Source organism: Streptomyces sp. NPDC057654, assembly GCF_042800135.1.
Taxonomy (GTDB): domain Bacteria; phylum Actinomycetota; class Actinomycetes; order Streptomycetales; family Streptomycetaceae; genus Streptomyces.
Map to the genome: position 1 here is coordinate 1 of NZ_JBHVHQ010000066.1, position 18,525 is coordinate 18,525.

Genomic DNA, 18,525 nt, shown 5'->3' on the forward strand with positions numbered 1-18,525 from the left:
GGGGTGGAGCCTGGGCACGAGTTCGCGCAGGGTGGCGGCGGGCACCTCGACGACGGACCGGCGCAGCGCCTCGGTGAGGTCGTCGGCCAGCTCGTCCGCGAGCGCCAGGACGGAGTCCTTGTCGGCGGCGAGCGCCAGGGGCACGTCCGCGCCGAACCGCAGGGCGTGTTTGAGCGCGTGGAATCCGTCGAGCAGCACGGCGCCGGGCGCGCTCGCCCGCCACCGCTCGGCGGCGGCCGGCGCCTCGTCTTCGATCATTCCCTCAGCCTACGGAGGTGACCTCACGAGGCGTCGGGCGACACTGCGCCCTCTCGGCACACAGCCCTCCCGCAGAGCCCACCGCACAGCCCGCCGCTCAGCCCGCCTCTCAGCCCACGAGCGTCCGGGGCGACGCCTCGCCGTCGCCCGCGCGCTGGGCGGGCAGCGCCGCCGTGCGCACGGCGGGCAGCCGGGCGCGGAGGCCGCCGATCCGGCGCCCCGTCGCCCGCAGGAAGTTCGTCGGCAGGAAGACCGCGTCCGCCGTGATCATCGCGAGGGAGAAAAACGGCAGCCCCAGGAAGAACGCGATGGAGAGGTGCTCGACGATCATCAGCGCCAGCAGCACGTTCTTGATCCGCCGGTTGAACAGCGTGAACGGGAAGGCGACCTGCACGATGACCGTCCCGTAGGTCACCGCCATGGTCATGACGCCGCTGCTGGTGAGGGCGTCGGACAGCGCGGGCCACGGCGAGAAGTAGTCCAGGTGCATCGGGTAGAAGAGCGCGGTGCCGTCCTGCCAGCGGGAGCCCTGGACCTTGTACCAGCCGGCGGTCGCGTAGATCAGGCAGACCTGCACCATGATCACCAACAGCGCGCTGTTGTGCGCGAGATGGGCGAACGCGTCGAGCACGGTGCGCGGCTCCCCCGGCGCGTACCGCCGCACCAGCCACCACGCGGCGTGTACGAGCCACAGGACCCACAGCACCGTCGCCCAGCCGAGGCCGGGGAGGGGGCCGTCCGCCGCCCAGGAGAGGTGGACGGCGCCTAGCAGTTGGGCCGTCGCCAGGGCGAGGCCCGTCGCCGCCCACAGCACGACGCCGGTCGCGTCCCGGCCCGGCCGCCCCCGTTCGCCCGCGCGCCGGGCCCGCCGGGCGTCCAGCGACCACACCTGTCCGCAGCGGGTGAGGACCAGGTACATCGACATCAGGTGGATGACGTTGTCGCCTCCGTCGCCCACGAAGACGCTGCGGTTCTGCATCGACAGCACGCCCAGCATGAACAGCACGGACATCGTGCGGGTGCGCCAGCCGAGCATCAGCAGCGCGCTGGAAACGATGGCGAGGCAGTAGACGGCCTCGAACCAGAGGCGGCCGTCCGACCACACCAGAGCCGTGAAGGAATGGTTGTCGGCGACCAGTCGCCGGGCCATCTCCCAGTTCCACGTACCGCCCGGCCCGTACAGCTCATGGCGGTGCGGCCACTCGCGGAGCAGGAAGAACAGCCAGGTGAAGGAGAAGCCGATGCGGATGACGGCGGTCTGGTACGGGCCGATGGACGTCCCGGTGACGCGCGCCAGAGCGCCGGTGAGCACACGGTCGAGGCGGACGGCGAGCGGCTCGGCGGCGGGGGTCCGGTCGGCAGAGGAGCGGGCAGCGGGCGGCTCGGCGGCCGGGGGCTCGGGGGAGTCGGTCACCGGTTCTTGGCCTCCGGGAGGTCGGCGGTGGTCACCGGCCACCAGCGCAGTTCGTGGTACGCGGTCTTGAGGTCGGTCTTCTCGTCGCTCCAGGACGGCGGGGCGACGTTGGTCGTCGCCGACCGCAGCTGAACCCGCTGCACCCTGCCGCCGTCGCGCTCGGCGCCGAAGCGGAGCATGACCACGCGCCGGAGGTACTGCTCGGACAGCTCGCCCCGCAACCCGTTCGGCCGATCCTCCGCGTCATGGTTGGCGACGTAGGAGTCCCAGGCCCGGCGGAGCTCGTTCTGCTGGGTGTGGCTGGGGAACGGGTTGTGCCGGATGGCCGCGGCGTCCTGCGCGGTCAGATCCACCCAGCCGCCCGTCGCCAGGCGGCCGTCCGCGCGGCGCACCTCGGTCCGCGCCTGCACCGCGACGTTCTGCTGGAGGGGGTTGGGCGCGAAGAGCTTCCAGTTCTGCTCGAACTCCGGAAACACGTAGTCGTCGACGGCCGCACCGTGCTTCTTGGTGACCGTGTTCGGGGGCGTGACCTGCAAGAACATCATCGCGATATGGATGGCGGCGGCGACGGCCGCGACCGCGACGCCGAGGGCCACGGCGATGCGGGCGGGCAGGGAGAGCGCGGCGATTCCACGTGCTGGCTCATGCTCGTCCGGCTCCACACCCGCCCCGATCCCGCGCACCGTCTGCCTTTTCGCGCTTCTGCGCTTCCGCACTTCTGCGTCTTTGCGCCTCTGCGTCCCCGCTGTGTCACGGAACCGTACCCACGCCTCTGCGCCGAGCACAGCACTCCTTCAGTTATCCACAGGCTTGACACCCTACGAGCGCTCGGCACACCATTGAACCGAACGATCGGTCGGTTGGCTGGACGTCCGCGCACGCACCACCGCGCGACCGCGTCCCCGCCCGGTGACCCGACGACCCGACGACCCGACGACACAGCCAGTGGAGAGCCAGGGGGCACCGCATGACGACGATGGCGCCGGACACCGAAGCGGCGTACGACGAGCCGGCCCTGGAAGCGGCATTCGACGCCACCGTGGCCGCGGACGAGCGCGTCGAGCCGCGCGACTGGATGCCCAACGCCTACCGCGCCACCCTGGTGCGGCAGATCGCGCAGCACGCCCACTCCGAGATCATCGGAATGCAGCCGGAGGCCAACTGGATCACCCGCGCGCCGTCCCTGCGCCGCAAGGCGATCCTGATGGCCAAGGTCCAGGACGAGGCAGGCCACGGCCTGTATCTCTACAGCGCGGCGGAGACGCTGGGCACCAGCCGCGACGAGCTGCTCGACAAGCTCCACGCCGGCCGCCAGCGCTACTCCTCGATCTTCAACTACCCCACCCTGACCTGGGCCGACGTCGGAGCCATCGGCTGGCTCGTGGACGGCGCCGCCATCACCAACCAGGTCCCGCTGTGCCGCTGTTCGTACGGGCCGTATGCCCGCGCGATGGTGCGGATCTGCAAGGAGGAGTCCTTCCACCAGCGCCAGGGTTACGAACTGCTCCTCGCCCTGAGCCGGGGCACCCCGGCCCAGCACGCCATGGCGCAGGACGCCGTGGACCGCTGGTGGTGGCCGTCGCTGATGATGTTCGGCCCGCCGGACGACGAGTCCTCGCACTCCGCCCAGTCCATGGCCTGGAAGATCAAGCGGCACTCCAACGACGAGCTGCGCCGGCGCTTCGTGGACATCTGCGTCCCGCAGGCCGAGGCGCTCGGACTCACCCTCCCCGACCCGGACCTCACCTGGAACGAGGAGCGGGGGGCGTACGACTTCGGGCCGATCGACTGGTCCGAGTTCCACGAAGTGCTGCGCGGCAACGGGCCGTGCAACGAAGAGCGCATCGCACAGCGGCGGCGCGCCCACGACGAGGGCGGCTGGGTCCGCGAGGCAGCGAGCGCGTACGCCGCCAAGCACGGGGAGGCACGGGTATGACGACATCCGCATCGGGCTGGCCGCTGTGGGAGGTGTTCGTGCGCAGCCGCCGCGGGCTGTCCCACACCCACGCCGGCAGCCTGCACGCGCCGGACGCCGAGATGGCCCTGCGCAACGCGCGCGACCTGTACACCCGCCGCTCGGAGGGCGTCTCGATCTGGGTGGTGCCGTCCGCCGGGATCACCGCCTCCTCGCCGGACGAGAAGGACCCGTTCTTCGCCCCGTCCGCCGACAAGCCCTACCGCCACCCGACGTTCTACGAGATCCCCGAGGGGGTGCGGCACCTGTGAGCGGCCCGACCAGCCCGACCACGGCGAGCGGCCGGACGACGGCGGCCGCGCTCGCCCTCGGCGACGACGCGCTCGTCCTCTCCCACCGGCTGGGCGAGTGGGCCGGGCACGCGCCCGTGCTGGAGGAGGACGTGGCGCTGGCCAACATCGCGCTGGACCTGCTGGGCCAGGCGAGGCTGCTGCTCTCCCTCGTCGGCGACGAGGACGAGCTGGCCTACCTCCGCGAGGAGCGCGCCTTCCGCAACACCCAGCTGGTCGAGCAGGAGCGCGGCGACTTCGCGCACACCATCGCCCGGCAGCTGTACTTCTCGACCTATCAGGCGCTGCTGTACGGGCAGTTGGCCGAGCGCGAGGGGCCGCTCGCGCCGATCGCCGCGAAGGCCGTCAAGGAGGTCGCCTACCACCGGGACCACGCCGAGCACTGGACGCTGCGGCTCGGCGACGGCACGGCCGAGAGCCACGAGCGGATGCAGCGCGGCCTGGACGCCCTGTGGCGGTTCACCGGCGAGCTCTTCGAGCCCGTCGAGGGGCTGGAGACAGACGTCGACGCACTGCGGGAGGGCTGGCAGACGAGCGTCGCCGACGTCGTGGAGCGCGCCACGCTGACGCTGCCGACGGGCCCGCGGCGCGGCGGCTGGAGCGCGGGCGCCGGGCGGCAGGGCATCCACACCGAGGCGTTCGGCCGGATGCTCGCCGAGATGCAGCATCTGCACCGCAGCCACCCGGGGGCGACATGGTGACCGACACCGCCCTCGAAGCGGAGCTGCGCGAGCTCGCGGGCTCCGTGCCGGACCCCGAGCTGCCCGTGGTCACCCTCTCCGAGCTGGGCGTGCTGCGCGATCTGCATGTGCTCGGGCCCGGCCGGGTCGAGGTGGAGCTGACGCCCACGTACAGCGGCTGCCCGGCCATAGAGACGATGTCGTCGGACATCGAGCGGGTGCTGCACGACCACGGCATACCGGAGGTCGAGGTCCGTACGGTCCTCTCGCCGCCCTGGACCACGGACGCGATCAGCGCCGAAGGCCGCCGCAAGCTGGCGGAGTTCGGCGTGGCGCCGCCGCGGCCGACCGCGAGCGGGTCCGTCGCGCTCCGGCTGGCCATCCGGTGCCCGCACTGCGGCTCGACCGACACCACGCTGCTGAGCCGCTTCTCGTCCACGGCCTGCAAGGCGCTGCGCCGCTGCGAGTCGTGCCGCGAACCCTTCGACCACTTCAAGGAGTTGTAGATGGCCGGGGCCCGCCACGGCGCCTTCCACCCGCTGCGGGTGACGGCGGTCGACCGCCTCACCGACGACGCGGTCGCCCTCACTTTCGCCGTGCCCGAGGAGCTGCGCGCGACGTTCCGCTACACGCCGGGCCAGCATGTCGCGGTGCGGCTGTTCGTCGACGACACGGAGGTCCGGCGCACGTACTCGATCTGCGCGCCGGTGACAGACCCGGACGGGCCGCGGTCGCTGCGGGTGGGGGTGCGGCGGGTGGAGGGCGGAGAGTTCTCGACGTACGCGCTCAAGGAGCTGGCCGTCGGCCACACGGTGGACGTGATGGCACCGGCCGGGCGCTTCGTCCTGGAGCCGAGGGCGGGCCGATTCGCGGCGCTGGTCGGCGGCAGCGGCATCACGCCCGTGCTGTCCATCGCCGCGACCCTGCTGGCGCGCCGGGCCGACGCGAGTTTCTGCCTGATCCGCAGCGACCGCACGGCCGCGTCGACGATGTTCCTGGAGGAGGTGGCCGACCTCAAGGACCGCTACCCCGACCGCTTCCATCTGGTGCACGCGCTCTCCCGCGAGGAGCAGCAGGCGGGTCTGGCGTCCGGGCGGCTGGACGAGGAGCGGCTGTCGTCGCTGCTTCCCGCGCTGCTTCCGGTGGGCGAGGTGGACGGCTGGTTCCTGTGCGGGCCGTACGGTCTGGTGCAGAGCGCCGAGCGGGCGCTGCGCGGGCTCGGGGTCGACCGGCGCCGGGTGCACCAGGAAATCTTCCATGTGGAGGACGGGACGGTCGCGGTGCCGCTGGACGCCGCAGCCGGCACCACCGCCGCGGGCGCGCCCACCGGGACCGTCGGGGCCGCCGGAGCCGCCGGAGCCGCCGGAGCCGCCGGAGCCGTCACGGCCGTCGGGGCACAGGCTCCCGAGCGCAGTTCGGTCGCGGCGACGCTGGACGGGCGCGGCGGCGAGTGGCCGGTGCGGGACGGGGAATCGCTGCTGGACGCGGTGCTGCGCAACCGCGCCGACGCTCCGTACGCGTGCAAGGGCGGGGTGTGCGGCACCTGCCGGGCGTTCCTGGTCTCGGGCGAGGTGCGGATGGACCGGAATTTCGCGCTGGAGCCGGAGGAGGTCGAGTCGGGGTATGTGCTGGCCTGCCAGTCGCATCCGGCGACGGAGAGGGTGGAGTTGGACTTCGACCGCTGAACCCCATTCCCAATTCCTGCAACCTGTTCTACCTTGACGACCCGTCAGTTCAGTCGGGGCGCACGGGAGGACAGGCAGTGGACTTCACCTTCACCGAGGAGCAGCAGGCGGCCGTCGAAGCGGCGAAGGCGGTCTTCTCCGGCGTCGCCCCCGACAGCGTCCCCAGCCCGGCGCTCACCGCGGGCGCCGTCGCCGACGACTTCGACCGGCCGCTGTGGCGCCGCCTGGCCGAGGCCGACCTGCTGAGCCTGCTGCTCGCCCCCGAGCGCGGCGGGGCGGGGCTCGACACCATCGCGCTCTGCCTCGTGCTGCGCGAGTCCGCCAAGGTGCTCGCGCGGGTGCCGCTGCTGGAGACGAGCGCGGCGGCGCTGGCCCTGGAGACCTACGGCGGCGACGTGGCGCGCTCCGAGCTCCTGCCGCGCGTCGGCCGCGGGGAAGCCGTCATCACCGTCGCGTCCAACGGGCGTACGGGCCACGACCCGGCCGAACTCTCCGTGGAGGCGCGCCGGGAAGACGACGGCGGCTGGGTGCTCGACGGCGTCCACACCGCCGTTCCCTGGGCCCAGGCCGCGGACTTCGCCCTGCTGCCCGCCCACACCGGCGAGGGCCGCGCCGTCCTCGCCCTGGTCCCCCGCGACCACGAGCGCCTCACACTCGACGACCAGGTCTCCACCAGCGGCGAGCGGTATGCGCGGCTGCGCCTCGACGCCGCGCACGTCCCGGCCCAGGACATGATCACGGCCGACGGCTGCTGGGAGTGGCTGCGCTGCCTCCTCGCCGCCGGCACCTGCGCGCTGGCACTCGGCCTCGGTGAGGCCGTGCTGTCCATGACGAGCGACTACGCGGGCAAGCGCGAGCAGTTCGGCTTCCCCATCGCCACGTTCCAGGCCGTCGCCGTCCAGACCGCCGACCGCTACATCGATCTGCGCGCCATGGAAGCCACCCTCTGGCAGGCCGCCTGGCGACTCGGCGACCCCACGGCAGGAGGCCCGCTGCCGGCCGCCGCGGACATCGCCGTCGCCAAGATCTGGGCGGCGGAAGGCGTGCGCCGCGTCGTACAGAGCGCGCAGCACCTGCACGGCGGATTCGGCGCGGACACCGACTACGCGCTGCACCGCTACCACGCCTGGGCCAAGCAGTTGGAGCTCTCGCTCGGTCCGGCCGCCGCCCACGAGGAGACCCTCGGCGACCTCATCGCGGCCCACCCGCTCGGGTGACGACGCCCCCCTGGACTCCGGAGCGGGGCGGGGCGGGAGAACGGTGAAGGCCCCGTACTCGCTCACCGAGTACGGGGCCTTCGCGTGGAGCGCCCGGCAGGCCTTGCACCTGCATTTCCCGCTGGATGGCGGGCGTCTTGCCTTGGACCACAGACGCGCGACTCCCGGTCCGTGAACCGGAGTTGCGTAAATGATCTTACACGGTCCGGGGCGCGCCGATGACCACGTGCGGCACGGCCTCCCGGCCGGGAGGCCGCCGGCTAGATGACCGAGCCGGCGCCGCCCGCGCCGTCCGTCACCGGGCGGCCGGAAGCCTCCCAGAGCTGCATGCCCCCGGCGACGTTCACGGCGTCCAGCCCCTGCTGGAGCAGATACTGCGCGACCTGGGCCGACCGCCCGCCGGAGCGGCAGATCACATACACCTTGCCGCCCTCCGGAGCCTGCTCGGTCAGCTCGCCGTAGCGGCCGACGAAGTCGCTCATCGGGATGTGCAGAGCGCCCTCGGCGTGACCGGCCGCCCACTCGTCGTTCTCCCGGACGTCCAGCAGGAAGCCGTCGGACGGCACGGACGCCGCGTCCACCTCGGGGACCTGGGCGAAATTCATGGAAGCCTCTCTCGGTTCGCGTATCGGGATCGGAGTCGCAGTCGGGGCCGCAGTCGGGGTCGCAGTCGGGGCCGCAGTCGGGGCCGGCTGGATCCAGGGTCGGAGTTCGTATGCCGGGTCGGGCCGGAAGAAGCTACCCGACCAGCGAGGCCAGATACGCCTCCCGCTCGGCGACCTGTGCCTGCAACCGCTCCGCGATCTCCTCCAGCAGCCGGTCCGGGTCCTCCGGCGCCATCTTGATCATCGCGCCGATCGCGCTGTTCTCCAGCTCCGCGGCCACCACGGCCAGCAGTTCCTTGCGCTGCGCGAGCCACTCCAGCCGCGCGTACAGCTCCTCGCTCCGGCTCGGCCGCCGCTCCTCGGCCACCGGCCCGGCCGCCCACTCCTCGGCGAGCGTGCGCAGCGTCTTCTCGTCGCCGTCCCCGTACGCGGCGTTGACCCGCACGATGAACGCCTCGCGCCGCTCCCGGTCCGCCTCGTCCCGCGCCAGGTCCGGATGCGCCTTGCGGACCAGCTCCCGGAAGACGCGTCGCGCCTCCTCGCTCGGCCGCACCCGCTTGGGCGGCTGCACCGGCCGCTCCGTGAGCATCGAGGACGCCTCGGGCGACAGCCCCTCGGAGTCCATCCAGCCCCCGAACAACTCCTCCACCTGCGGCATCGGCTGCACCAGCGACCGCGCCTCCCGCGCGCGGCGGATGTCCTCCGCGTCGCCGGTACGGGCCGCGACGGCCTCCGCGACCAGCGCGTCCAGCTCGTCGAGGCGGGAGTACATCGGGCCGAGCCGCTGGTGGTGCAGGCGGGAGAAGTTCTCCACCTCCACCCGGAACGTCTCCACCGCGATCTCGAACTCGATCAGCGCCTGCTCGGCCGTCCGCACCGCCTGCTCCAGCCGGTCCGTCGCCCGCTCCTCGCCGCCGACGCCGCCACCCGACCCACCGGCCGCACCACCAGCAGCATCGTCGGAGCCGGCGTCGCCGTGGCCCGAGCCGCCGTCGCCAGGAGTACGGCCGCCCCCCGCACCGGCCGCCCGGCCTGCGGCCGAATCTGCGGAGTGGTCTTCGGCCTCTGGCTGCGCCTGCTCGGCTTCCGGGTTCGTCACCCGTACAGCGTCTCAAACGAGCCGGGGTTTTCCGGTGCCGGGCCGAGTTTCCGCACCCGGGATACCGCAGACCGGACCCGAGCCGGAACCCGAGCCCGTACCGCACCGGCACCGGCACCAGCACCAGCACCAGCACCAGCACCAGCACCCAAGCCCGTACACGCCGGGCCCCCAGCCCGTAAGCACCCGGCCCCAGGCCCGTACGCCCCTCGGCCCGTAAGCCCCTCACACCCCCGTCTCAGCCGGCATACGCCCGTCCCGTATCGCCTCCACCAGCTCCGCGTGGTCCGCCTCCGCCCGGTCCGCGTACGCCACCGCGAACGCGGCCACCGCCTCGTCCAGCTCCTCGCTCTTGCCGCAGTACCCGCCGATCAGCCGCGGGTCCACGCTGTGCGCGTGCGCCCGCGCCAGCAGGGCGCCCGTCATCCGCGCGTAGTCGTCGATCTGGCCGGGTTCGAGGGCGGCCGGGTCCACGCTCCCCTGGCGGTTGCGGAACTGCCGGACCTGGTACGGACGCCCCTCAACGGTCGTCCAGCCGAGCAGCGTGTCGCTGACGGTCTGCATCCGCTGCTGGCCCCGCACGACGCGCCGCCCCTCGTGCGCGACCTCGGGTATCACGAACCCGGCCTTCTCCACATGCGGCACCAGCGCCGACGGCCGGGCCTCCTTCACCTGGAGCACCACCGCCTCGTCCCGGTGGTCCAGGAGCAGCACCACGTACGAGCGCAGCCCGACGCTCCCCGTGCCCACCAGCCGGAACGCCACGTCGTGCACCGCGTACCGCCCCAGCAGCGGCAGCCGGTCCTCCGGGAGCGAGTGCAGATACCCGCCGAGCGAGCGGGCCACGGCCGCCGCCTCCTCGTCCGGGACCCGCCGCAGCACCGGCGGCGCGTTCACGAACCGCCGCGTGCCGTCCGGGAGCCGCCGCGTCGACTTCTCGGCGAAGCGCGCCCCGGTGTTGCGCCGCGCCTTCTCGGCGACGAGCCGCAGCGCACCCTGCAAGTCCCGCGCGTCGGCCTGCGAGACGAACTCCTCGTCGGCGACGGCGTTCCACGCGTCGGCGGCGGGCAGCCCGGCCAGCAGCCGCATCGTGCGCCGGTACGCGCCGACGGCGTCCCGCGCCGCGCCCCGGCAGGCGTCCGCGTCCGCGCCGGTCTCCCGGCCGGACAGCACCAGCGACGCCGCGAGCCGCTTGAGATCCCACTCCCACGGGCCGTGCACCGTGTCGTCGAAGTCGTTGAGATCGATGACGAGCCGGCCCTGCGCGTCCCCGTACAGCCCGAAGTTGGCGGCGTGCGCGTCACCGCACAACTGCGCGCCCGCGCCGGTGACGGGCGTGGTCGACAGGTCGTACGCCATCAGCGCGGACGTGCCGCGCAGAAAGGCGAACGGGGAGGCGGCCATCCGCCCGACCCGGATCGGCACCAGTTCCGGCAGCCGCCCGGCGTTGGACTCCTGGACCGCCTCCACCGCGCCCGGCCGCCCGGCCCCGAACTCCAGCTCGGCGTGGTCGCGCCGCGCCACGCGCCCGCGCAGCGCCTTCCCCGCCGCCTTCGGCGCTTCGGCGCCGTCCCGGCCCTTTCCTCCCAGCCGTGCGAACCCCGGTACGTACGGCAGTCGCGACATCGCGGCCACCTCCCCCTTCACCCCATGGCACAGCGTCACGCAACGTCAACTGTCCATGACCGTACCGCTCCCCACTGACAACGGTCAGACCCCGACCGCCTCCTCCATCTCCTCTTCCTGCTCCTGCTGCTCCTGCTGCTCCCGCGCCCCTCCGACGCCATCCCCTGCCTGCTCCGAAGCTCCCGCGTCCCGGTCATCCGCAGCGGAAGAAGGCACAGCGGAAGACACAGCAGAGGGCTCAGCGGGCGGCCCGGCACGCCGCGACTCCACCGCCCCCGCCGCGCCGAGCACCGCCAGCGCGGCGACGAGCCACAGCGCCAGCGTCCACACGTGCCCGCCCAGCCCGGCGCCGTCGAAGTAGACGAGGCTGCGCGTGCCCTCCAGGAAGCCCGCGCCGTTCCAGAAGGAGTGCAGCGCCGCAAAGAATCCATTCTGCAACTCGGGCCGGAACACCCCGCCGGAGCTGGTGAAGTTGAGCATCACGAAGAGCGCCATCACCCCCAGCGTGGTCCACCGCTTGAGGAAGACGTGCAGGCCGGTGCCGATCAGCAGAATCCCCGCCGAGTAGAGCCAGGCCATGCCCCACACCCCCCACAGCCCGCGGTCGACGAGGTGGAAGACCGGCCCCGCGAACAGCGCGCCGATCACACTGACCACCAGCGACATGCCGGCCGCCAGCAGCGCCCGCAGCCGCATCGGCAGCGCGCCGCCCGCCCCGCCGATCACGGCGACCGAGGCGTACGAGCCGATGCTGACCGCGACCAGCAGGAAGAAGACGCCCTGCCCGGTCGGGTCGCCCTCGGACGACGGCACGACGTCCGTGACCTTGAGCGGCGCGCCCTGTGCCGCGGCGACGGGCGTGAAGACCTTCTGCACGGCGGAGGCGGTGGTGTCCGATCCGGCCGTGGCGACGAGCAGCTCCGGCGCCGTGCCCGCGGCGTACGCGCCGAAGACGTCCCGCTCCTTGAGCTGCCGCACCGCCTCGCCCCGGTCGGCGACCGTACGGACCATGAGATCGCCGCCGGACGAGTCGTTGAGCGTCTGCGCCAGCAGCCGCGCGCTCGGTCCGGAGCCGACGACCGCCACGGGCAGCTGGTGCGGCGCGGGGTGCGCGAAGGCGCCCAGATAGGCGAATCCCATGCCTACGCACATCAGCAGCGGGGTGATCAGATGGGTGAGGACGTGGCGCAGGGCGGCGGCGTCGCCGAAGCGGCGGGCCGGACCGGCCGGAACGGCGCGGTGGGCGGAACTCATGGGCGGCCTTCTCGGACTTCTCGGACTTCTCGGTTTTTCGGACTTCCCTGACGGCCGGCTCGACTGCCGGCCCGACGATCGACCCAATGGTTGGCTTCTACAACCCTCACTTCAGGTTGTACTATACAACCAGTGGAACGAAAGGCAGCCCCCGTGTCCCATCGAGACGACTCCGTAGAGACGATCCAGCGCGAGATGACCGCGTTCGCCCGCCGGGCCCGCGCCACGGCCGCCCGGATGCACCCCGAGCTCTCGCTCGTCTCCTTCACGCTCCTGGCCCATCTGGAGGACCAGCGGGGATGCCGCGCGACCGACCTCGCCGCGCACTATCTGCTGGACAAGTCGACGGTCAGCCGGCAGGTCTCGGCGCTGGAGCGGCTCGGCTTCGTCGAGCGCCGCGTCGACCCCGACGACCACCGCGTACAGGTGCTGCATCTCACGGCCGCGGGCGCCGAGATGCTCGGCAACGTCACCGCCAGCCGCCGTGTCGCCTTCCATGAGCGCCTGGCCGACTGGGACGAGGCCGACCTCGACCGCTTCGCCTCGTACCTGCTGCGCTACAACGCCGCGCAGGAAGCGATGGAGTGAGCGACTCCCCGGAGGACCCACGAAGGACCCCCGGAGGACCCCGCAGGCCCCCAGAAGGCCCCGCACAGCTACCGCGACCGCAGCCCCTCCGGACACCCGCTCGCGTCGGCCAGGTGCTCCTCGGCCCACCGCCCCAGCTCCTTGAGCGCGGTGTCCAGCGCCTCGCCCGCGGGGGTCAGCCGGTAGGCGACGCGCAGCGGCGGCCCCGCGTCGACCTCACGCAGCACCAGCCCGGCCCCGGCCAGCTCCGTGAGCCGGTCGGACAGCATGCGCTCACTGATCCCCGGGATCGCCCGCCGCAACTCGGCGAAGTGCACCTCGCCCGGCATCAGCGTCGCCACGATCAGCCCCGTCCAGCGCTTGCCGAACAGCTCGAAGACGCGCGTCATCCCCACATCGACGCTCTTGCACTGCTGTTCCCCGCGGTCCGCCATACGGACAGGGTACTGCTTTCCCGTGCGGGGCTATAAAAAAGTAAGCTGCTGTGCTATCAATAGCTACGTACGCAGAACCGCCCAACCGCGGACCTGCGCAAACGCCGACATCACCGGCGCCATCACGCCCTTCCCGCTCTGGAGCACCCATGGCCACGCTGCTGCACCTCGACTCGTCCCTCTTCCCCACCGAGGCCTCGGCCTCCCGCACCGTCACCGCCGCCTTCCGTGACGCCTGGCTCGCCGAGCACCCCGACGGCACGGTCGTCTACCGCGACCTCGCCGCCGCCCCGCTGCCGCACTTCGACGCCGCCGCCGCGTCCGCCGGCTCCGTCGACCCGGCCGAGCACACCCCCGCCCAGCAGGCCGCCGCCGCCCGGCGCACCGAGCTCGTCGAGGAGCTCGAAGCCGCCGACGCGGTGCTCATAGGCGCGCCCATGTACAACTTCACGATCCCCTCCACCCTCAAGACCTGGCTGGACCAGGTGATCATCATGGGCCGCACCGCGGGGGAGAAGCAGTCCATCGCGGGCACCCCGATCACCGTCGTCGCCAGCCGCGGCGGCTCGTACGCGCCCGGCACCCCGCGCGAGGGCTTCGAGTTCGTGCAGAACTACCTGGAGAAGGTGTTCACCATGTTCGGCGCCGAGGTCGACTTCATCGTCCCGGAGCTGACCCTCGCCCACGTCAACCCGGCGATGGCCGACCTCGTGCCGCTCGCGGAGAAGTCCCGCGCCGCGGCCCTCGAAGCCGCCGCCGCGAAGGGCAAGGAACTGGCCGCCCGCCACGCGGACTCCGCTGCGCAGCCGCAGAGTTGAGAATGACCGAAAACCGTCGGCCGCCCCGTCGCCGCTGGTCAGCGCGGGGTGGCAGGCGGTGATCGGCGAGAGTGGCGCAATCTTTAGCTGAAACTAAGCTTTTAGCCATGCCTAAAGGTGGCATCCTTCTAGAGACGAGGACGCCAGAGTCCGCCTAGCTTCTTGGGGGTACGCCATGGCCTGGCGAAACAGTGCCGAGCACGGTCGTGCCGCGGAGCTGGCAGGCGCCCGTCTGGCGAGACAGGCCACGGCGTCCCTGGCCGGGCTGCTCGCGGAGCGCGGCATGACCCGCAAGGACCTGGCCGACTGCTTGGGAGTATCCCCCGGACGGGTCAGTCAGATCCTGTCCGGCGACGAGAATCTCACACTGCGGTCGCTGGCCGCGGTGGCCGAGTCGCTCGACGCCCACGTGGAGATATCGTTCTACGACCCTCCCCCGGCGGACAGTCCGGACGCGACGGCGGCATCCGTGCCAGAGGCCGATTCCGTCCGGCAGCGCTTCGTGCCCACCTACCGCTGACCACCTGTCACCGGCCATACGGTCGTACGGACACACGGCCGTACGGGCATACGGACACAGCTCACGCGACACGGCCGTATGAGGCTGCGGACTCACTCACGTACGCGTACGGGCCCGCTCACGCCTCCCATGCCGTGCCGAGCCCAGGTCAGGTCAGGTCAGCGCCGGTGCTGCCACAACAGCACGGCCAGGATGCGTCTGCGGGGCCTGGGAACGCCGGGCAGGGTCATCGGGTGCCGCAACGGCAGGTGCCGCGCTCTCAGGTCGGCGATCTTCCGGTCGCTGCTGCGCTTCCCGTACGTGTGCGCCAGCTCCAGCAGATGCCGGCAGTGCTGCTCGGCCTCCCCGAACGCCCGCTTCGCGCGCCGCTCCTCCTCGCGGGTGCGCGGCCGGCACTGCTGGAGGCAGGTCTTGCCGATGTCCGTCTCGGCCTTGGCCCACTTCTGCGCCGCCGTCTGCACGTCCTTGTAGCGGTCGGTGATCTCGCGCCGGATGAGGCTGCGGCTGCGCTGCGTACGCCCGCGCACGTCGACGCGCATCAGCAGGTGCCGCTTGACCTCGTCGGAGAAGAGGTCAAGATCCCAGCAGTCGTGGAAGCCGCCGACCAGCCGGTCGCACCAGTCGGCCCGGTCCTCCTGGAGCCGGCGCGCGAGGCCGGCGAGCAGCAGTGAGTCGCCCAGCGTGAGCACGGCCAGCAGCGCGCGCCCGCTCGTCTGCTCCCCGCGCCCTCTGGGGACCACACCGGAACCGGCCACCGCGCCCACCGCGATCGGCGGCACGCTCGACGCGTGCGGCAGCAGAAAGCCGCTGGCCAGCGCCGCCACTCCGGAGGTCCACAGCACGACGGAGACGGCCAGCGCCGCCGACCGGACCGTACCGAGCAGGCGCCCGTCCTCACGGAAGCGGTAGACGAGGCCCACCCACGCCACCCCCGCGCACACCGCCCCGGGCAGGACCCATTCCGTCAGCCAAGTCGCCTGGCCCAACGCCACATCGTCCCCCACTCCGGTACTCCGGTCGCAGACGACGAGGCTCTCCACGCACCCGAATCGGCGAAATCCGAACCAGCGGCGCTCCAACCGCACACCCAACGCGACTTGACGCCTTACACAGCGCCCCAGTGCGACTACAGGTCGATGCTCCCACCGCGGCCCCGCCGACATGCGGCGATCCGGCCAAGCCTCCGCAGGAGAGAAAGATTCCCGCCAACAATGAAAGGGATACGGTCGCGGGCACGCCCCCGCAGAGCCCCGAGCGACCCGAGCGACCCAAGGGGCAGGCACCGGCCCCTGGACAACGAGAAACGGGCCCCATCGGTGACTTTCGTCGACCGATGAGACCCGTATCACCGATACGTGCGCGAGGGGGGAGTTGAACCCCCACGCCCTTTCGGGCACTGGAACCTGAATCCAGCGCGTCTGCCTATTCCGCCACCCGCGCATGGGTGCTGTCCTCAGACTCTCTCACAGCTTCCGAACTGGCCTGTTCGTGTCTGGTGCGAGCGCCTTCCGACATCCAGAAGATTAGCACGCCGGTGGGGGTGGATTCACATCCCTTGTCGAGCGCCCGCTCCGCCGACGACCACCCCGGTTGCGGGACACTGACTTGGGGCCGCCTCTACGATCCCTAGTGGAACCTCGCGGAGACTGCCACGGAACGCGACACTCGTCACTCCTGGCTCCAAAGGGGAACCAGCCGTTTCCACGACGCGTGGATACGATCAGTAAGCAGTATCAGGACGACACTCGGCCCGACACCGAGGAAGGAGGTGCCCGGTGGGAGTTATGAAGCGCTTCGAGCAGCGTCTCGAAGGTCTCGTGAACGGCACCTTCGCCAAAGTATTCAAGTCCGAGGTGCAGCCCGTCGAGATCGCGGGCGCTCTTCAGCGTGAGTGCGACAACAACGCCACCATCTGGAACCGCGACCGCACCGTCGTGCCCAACGACTTCATCGTCGAGCTCAGCACCCCGGACTTCGACCGGTTGAGCCCGTACTCCGGCCAGCTCGGCGACGAGCTGTCCGGGATGGTGCGCGACTACGCGAAGCAGCAGCGCTACACCTTCATGGGCACCATCAGGGTCCACCTGGAGAAGGCCGACGACCTCGACACCGGCCTCTACCGGGTCCGCAGCCGCACCCTCGCCTCCAGCGAGAGCCAGCAGCCGCCGACCGACAACAACCCGTACACGGAGCGGGCCACCGCCCCGCGCTCCGGGTCCGGCCCCGGCCAGGGCGGCGGATACCCCGCGCAGCCCTCCGGCGCGCCCCCCATGCCCTCGGCACCGCCCCCCGGAGCCGCCGCCCGCCCCGCGCCCCGTACGGGCGCGCCCGGCGCCGGCCCCCTGCCGAGCGGCCAGACCCGCCGCTGGATCGAGATCAACGGCACCCGCCACCAGATCTCCCGGCCCACGCTCGTACTGGGCCGCAGCACCGAGGCGGACGTACGCATCGACGACCCGGGCGTCTCCCGCAGACACTGCGAGATCCGGGTCGGCACCCCCGCGACAATTCAGGACCTGGGGTCCACAAACGGCATCGTGGTGGACGGGCAGCACACCACCCGCGCTACGCTCCGCGACGGCTCGCGGATCGTCGTGGGCAGTACCACCATCGTTTACCGGCAAGCCGAAGGGTGAAGCGGGGGCAATGTCAGAGCTGACCCTCACGGTCATGCGGTTGGGTTTCCTCGCCGTACTGTGGCTGTTCGTCATCGTGGCCGTCCAGGTCATCCGCAGCGATCTGTTCGGCACGCGGGTGACCCAGCGCGGTTCGCGCCGCGGCGCCCAGGACCGGCAGCCGCAGCGAGGGGCCGCGGCGCAGGCCGCGCCCGCCGCGCCGCCGCAGCAGCGCCAGCAGTCCGGCGGCCGACGGGCCAAGGGGGGCGGCCGCGGCGCCCCCAGCAAGCTCGTCGTCTCCGAAGGGACCCTGGCCGGCACCACCGTCGCGCTCCAGGGCCAGACCATCTCGCTGGGCCGCGCCCACGACTCCACGATCGTCCTCGACGACGACTACGCCTCCAGCAGGCATGCCAGGATCTACCCGGACCGGGACGGCAAGTGGATCGTCGAGGACCTCGGCTCCACCAACGGCACGTACCTGGACCGGACCCGATTGACCACCCCGACCCCGATCCCGCTCGGCGCGCCGATCCGCATCGGCAAAACCGTCATCGAGCTGCGGAAGTAGTAGGACCATGACGACCGGAGGGTGGGCAGCGTGGCAGCAAAGGGGCTGTTCCCGGAGCCGACGGGCGAGGTGCGCATGAGTCTGTCACTGCGTTTCGCCGCCGGATCGCACAAGGGCATGATCCGGGAGGGCAACGAGGACTCCGGCTACGCCGGTCCCCGGCTGCTCGCCGTCGCCGACGGCATGGGAGGCCAGGCGGCGGGCGAGGTCGCCAGCTCCGAGGTGATCTCCACCCTCGTCACGCTCGACGACGACGTGCCGGGTTCCGACATCCTCACCTCGCTCGGCACCGCCGTGCAGCGCGCCAACGACCAACTGCGCGTCATGGTCGAGGAGGACCCCCAGCTCGAAGGCATGGGCACCACGCTCACCGCCCTGCTGTGGACCGGCCAGCGCCTCGGCCTCGTACACGTCGGCGACTCCCGCGCGTACCTCCTGCGGGACGGCGTCCTCACCCAGATCACCCAGGACCACACCTGGGTGCAGCGCCTCGTCGACGAGGGCCGCATCACCGAGGAAGAGGCCACCACCCACCCGCAGCGCTCCCTGCTGATGCGCGCGCTGGGCAGCGGCGACCACGTCGAGCCGGACCTGTCCATCCGGGAGGTGCGGGCCGGGGACCGCTATCTCATCTGCTCCGACGGACTCTGCGGGGTCGTCAGCCACCAGACGATAGAGGACACCCTCGCCAGCTACCAGGGCCCGCACGAGACCGTGCAGATGCTCATCGAGCTGGCCCTGCGCGGCGGCGGGCCCGACAACATCACCTGCATCGTCGCCGACGTCCTCGACGTCGACAGCGGCGAGGCGCACGCGAGCCAGTTCAACGACACCCCGGTCATCGTGGGCGCGGTCGCCGAGAACCAGCTCCAGATG

The 18,525-nt window shown here is 72.0% G+C and carries 20 protein-coding genes, 1 tRNA gene and 1 pseudogene; 12 read left to right on the forward strand and 10 right to left on the reverse strand.

Annotated features, from left to right (window positions below; genetic code table 11):
* The 3 genes and pseudogenes from ACFU99_RS08380 to ACFU99_RS08390 form a co-directional block, all read right to left on the reverse strand.
* Nucleotides 1-258, reverse strand: a pseudogene (locus tag ACFU99_RS08380) (rRNA methyltransferase); the annotation flags it as partial.
* 109 nt (nt 259-367) lie between these two features.
* Complete coding sequence (locus ACFU99_RS08385) at nt 368-1,672, reverse strand: HTTM domain-containing protein (RefSeq protein WP_384387657.1); 1,305 nt, start codon at nt 1,670-1,672, stop codon at nt 368-370.
* Nucleotides 1,669-2,388, reverse strand: coding sequence for a DUF5819 family protein (locus ACFU99_RS08390; RefSeq protein WP_384387660.1), 720 nt, complete (start codon nt 2,386-2,388; stop codon nt 1,669-1,671). Before ACFU99_RS08390 ends, ACFU99_RS08385 begins: the two co-directional genes overlap by 4 nt.
* Before the next feature lie 251 nt (nt 2,389-2,639).
* Here ACFU99_RS08390 and paaA point away from each other — a divergent pair, with 251 nt between their 5' ends.
* The 6 genes from paaA (at nt 2,640) to ACFU99_RS08420 (ending at nt 7,519) form a co-directional block, all read left to right on the forward strand.
* Nucleotides 2,640-3,608, forward strand: a complete 969-nt coding sequence (gene paaA / locus ACFU99_RS08395) for a 1,2-phenylacetyl-CoA epoxidase subunit PaaA (RefSeq protein ID WP_384387663.1) — start codon at nt 2,640-2,642, stop codon at nt 3,606-3,608.
* Nucleotides 3,605-3,898, forward strand: coding sequence for a 1,2-phenylacetyl-CoA epoxidase subunit PaaB (gene paaB / locus ACFU99_RS08400; protein WP_384387665.1), 294 nt, complete (start codon nt 3,605-3,607; stop codon nt 3,896-3,898). Before paaA ends, paaB begins: the two co-directional genes overlap by 4 nt.
* Nucleotides 3,895-4,638: a 1,2-phenylacetyl-CoA epoxidase subunit PaaC gene (gene paaC, locus ACFU99_RS08405; RefSeq protein ID WP_384387667.1), complete on the forward strand. Its 744-nt coding sequence runs from the start codon at nt 3,895-3,897 to the stop codon at nt 4,636-4,638. Before paaB ends, paaC begins: the two co-directional genes overlap by 4 nt.
* Nucleotides 4,632-5,123 carry a 1,2-phenylacetyl-CoA epoxidase subunit PaaD gene (gene paaD / locus ACFU99_RS08410; RefSeq protein ID WP_384387670.1) on the forward strand — a complete coding sequence of 164 codons (492 nt, stop codon included), beginning with the start codon at nt 4,632-4,634 and terminating at the stop codon, nt 5,121-5,123. The genes paaC and paaD overlap by 7 nt, the downstream gene beginning before the upstream one ends.
* A complete protein-coding gene (locus ACFU99_RS08415) occupies nt 5,124-6,302 on the forward strand; it encodes a 2Fe-2S iron-sulfur cluster-binding protein (protein ID WP_384387673.1) in 1,179 nt (392 codons plus the stop codon). It abuts the gene before it with no gap.
* A 77-nt stretch (nt 6,303-6,379) separates the two neighbouring features.
* On the forward strand, nt 6,380-7,519 hold the full coding sequence (locus ACFU99_RS08420; RefSeq protein WP_384387677.1) for an acyl-CoA dehydrogenase family protein: 1,140 nt from the start codon (nt 6,380-6,382) through the stop codon (nt 7,517-7,519).
* A 260-nt stretch (nt 7,520-7,779) separates the two neighbouring features.
* Here ACFU99_RS08420 and ACFU99_RS08425 read toward each other — a convergent pair whose 3' ends face one another.
* From ACFU99_RS08425 to ACFU99_RS08440, 4 genes are all read right to left on the reverse strand, one after another.
* Complete coding sequence (locus ACFU99_RS08425) at nt 7,780-8,124, reverse strand: rhodanese-like domain-containing protein (RefSeq protein ID WP_384387680.1); 345 nt, start codon at nt 8,122-8,124, stop codon at nt 7,780-7,782.
* Nucleotides 8,125-8,257: 133 nt separating this feature from the next.
* Nucleotides 8,258-9,223 (reverse strand): hypothetical protein, encoded by a 966-nt coding sequence (locus ACFU99_RS08430; protein WP_384387683.1) that lies wholly within the window; start codon nt 9,221-9,223, stop codon nt 8,258-8,260.
* Between the two features lie 225 nt (nt 9,224-9,448).
* Nucleotides 9,449-10,849 (reverse strand): DUF2252 domain-containing protein, encoded by a 1,401-nt coding sequence (locus tag ACFU99_RS08435; protein WP_384387686.1) that lies wholly within the window; start codon nt 10,847-10,849, stop codon nt 9,449-9,451.
* Nucleotides 10,850-10,933: 84 nt separating this feature from the next.
* Nucleotides 10,934-12,103, reverse strand: coding sequence for a hypothetical protein (locus tag ACFU99_RS08440; protein ID WP_384387689.1), 1,170 nt, complete (start codon nt 12,101-12,103; stop codon nt 10,934-10,936).
* A 153-nt stretch (nt 12,104-12,256) separates the two neighbouring features.
* Between ACFU99_RS08440 and ACFU99_RS08445 the strand changes: the two genes are divergently transcribed.
* On the forward strand, nt 12,257-12,691 hold the full coding sequence (locus tag ACFU99_RS08445) for a MarR family winged helix-turn-helix transcriptional regulator (protein ID WP_384387691.1): 435 nt from the start codon (nt 12,257-12,259) through the stop codon (nt 12,689-12,691).
* Nucleotides 12,692-12,759: 68 nt separating this feature from the next.
* Here ACFU99_RS08445 and ACFU99_RS08450 read toward each other — a convergent pair whose 3' ends face one another.
* A complete protein-coding gene (locus ACFU99_RS08450; protein ID WP_384387694.1) occupies nt 12,760-13,125 on the reverse strand; it encodes a winged helix-turn-helix transcriptional regulator in 366 nt (121 codons plus the stop codon).
* A gap of 149 nt (nt 13,126-13,274) precedes the next feature.
* On the opposite strand from ACFU99_RS08450, the gene ACFU99_RS08455 reads away from it, so the two are divergent.
* On the forward strand, nt 13,275-13,943 hold the full coding sequence (locus ACFU99_RS08455) for an FMN-dependent NADH-azoreductase (protein WP_384387697.1): 669 nt from the start codon (nt 13,275-13,277) through the stop codon (nt 13,941-13,943).
* A 175-nt stretch (nt 13,944-14,118) separates the two neighbouring features.
* Entirely contained in the window at nt 14,119-14,463 is a 345-nt protein-coding gene (locus ACFU99_RS08460; RefSeq protein WP_384387700.1) for a helix-turn-helix domain-containing protein, read from the forward strand.
* A 158-nt stretch (nt 14,464-14,621) separates the two neighbouring features.
* On the opposite strand, the gene ACFU99_RS08465 is transcribed toward ACFU99_RS08460, so the two are convergent.
* Together ACFU99_RS08465 and ACFU99_RS08470 are read right to left on the reverse strand one after the other, a co-directional pair.
* Nucleotides 14,622-15,449, reverse strand: coding sequence for a hypothetical protein (locus tag ACFU99_RS08465; RefSeq protein WP_384387702.1), 828 nt, complete (start codon nt 15,447-15,449; stop codon nt 14,622-14,624).
* Between the two features lie 370 nt (nt 15,450-15,819).
* Nucleotides 15,820-15,903: transfer RNA gene (locus ACFU99_RS08470), tRNA-Leu, on the reverse strand.
* 335 nt (nt 15,904-16,238) lie between these two features.
* Here ACFU99_RS08470 and ACFU99_RS08475 point away from each other — a divergent pair.
* The 3 genes from ACFU99_RS08475 to ACFU99_RS08485 all read left to right on the forward strand — a co-directional run.
* Nucleotides 16,239-17,099, forward strand: coding sequence for an FhaA domain-containing protein (locus ACFU99_RS08475; protein WP_384387705.1), 861 nt, complete (start codon nt 16,239-16,241; stop codon nt 17,097-17,099).
* Nucleotides 17,100-17,109: 10 nt separating this feature from the next.
* Nucleotides 17,110-17,649 (forward strand): FHA domain-containing protein, encoded by a 540-nt coding sequence (locus tag ACFU99_RS08480; RefSeq protein ID WP_384387708.1) that lies wholly within the window; start codon nt 17,110-17,112, stop codon nt 17,647-17,649.
* Nucleotides 17,650-17,724: 75 nt separating this feature from the next.
* Nucleotides 17,725-18,525: Stp1/IreP family PP2C-type Ser/Thr phosphatase (locus ACFU99_RS08485; RefSeq protein ID WP_384387711.1), on the forward strand; the 801-nt coding region annotated here is incomplete at its 3' end.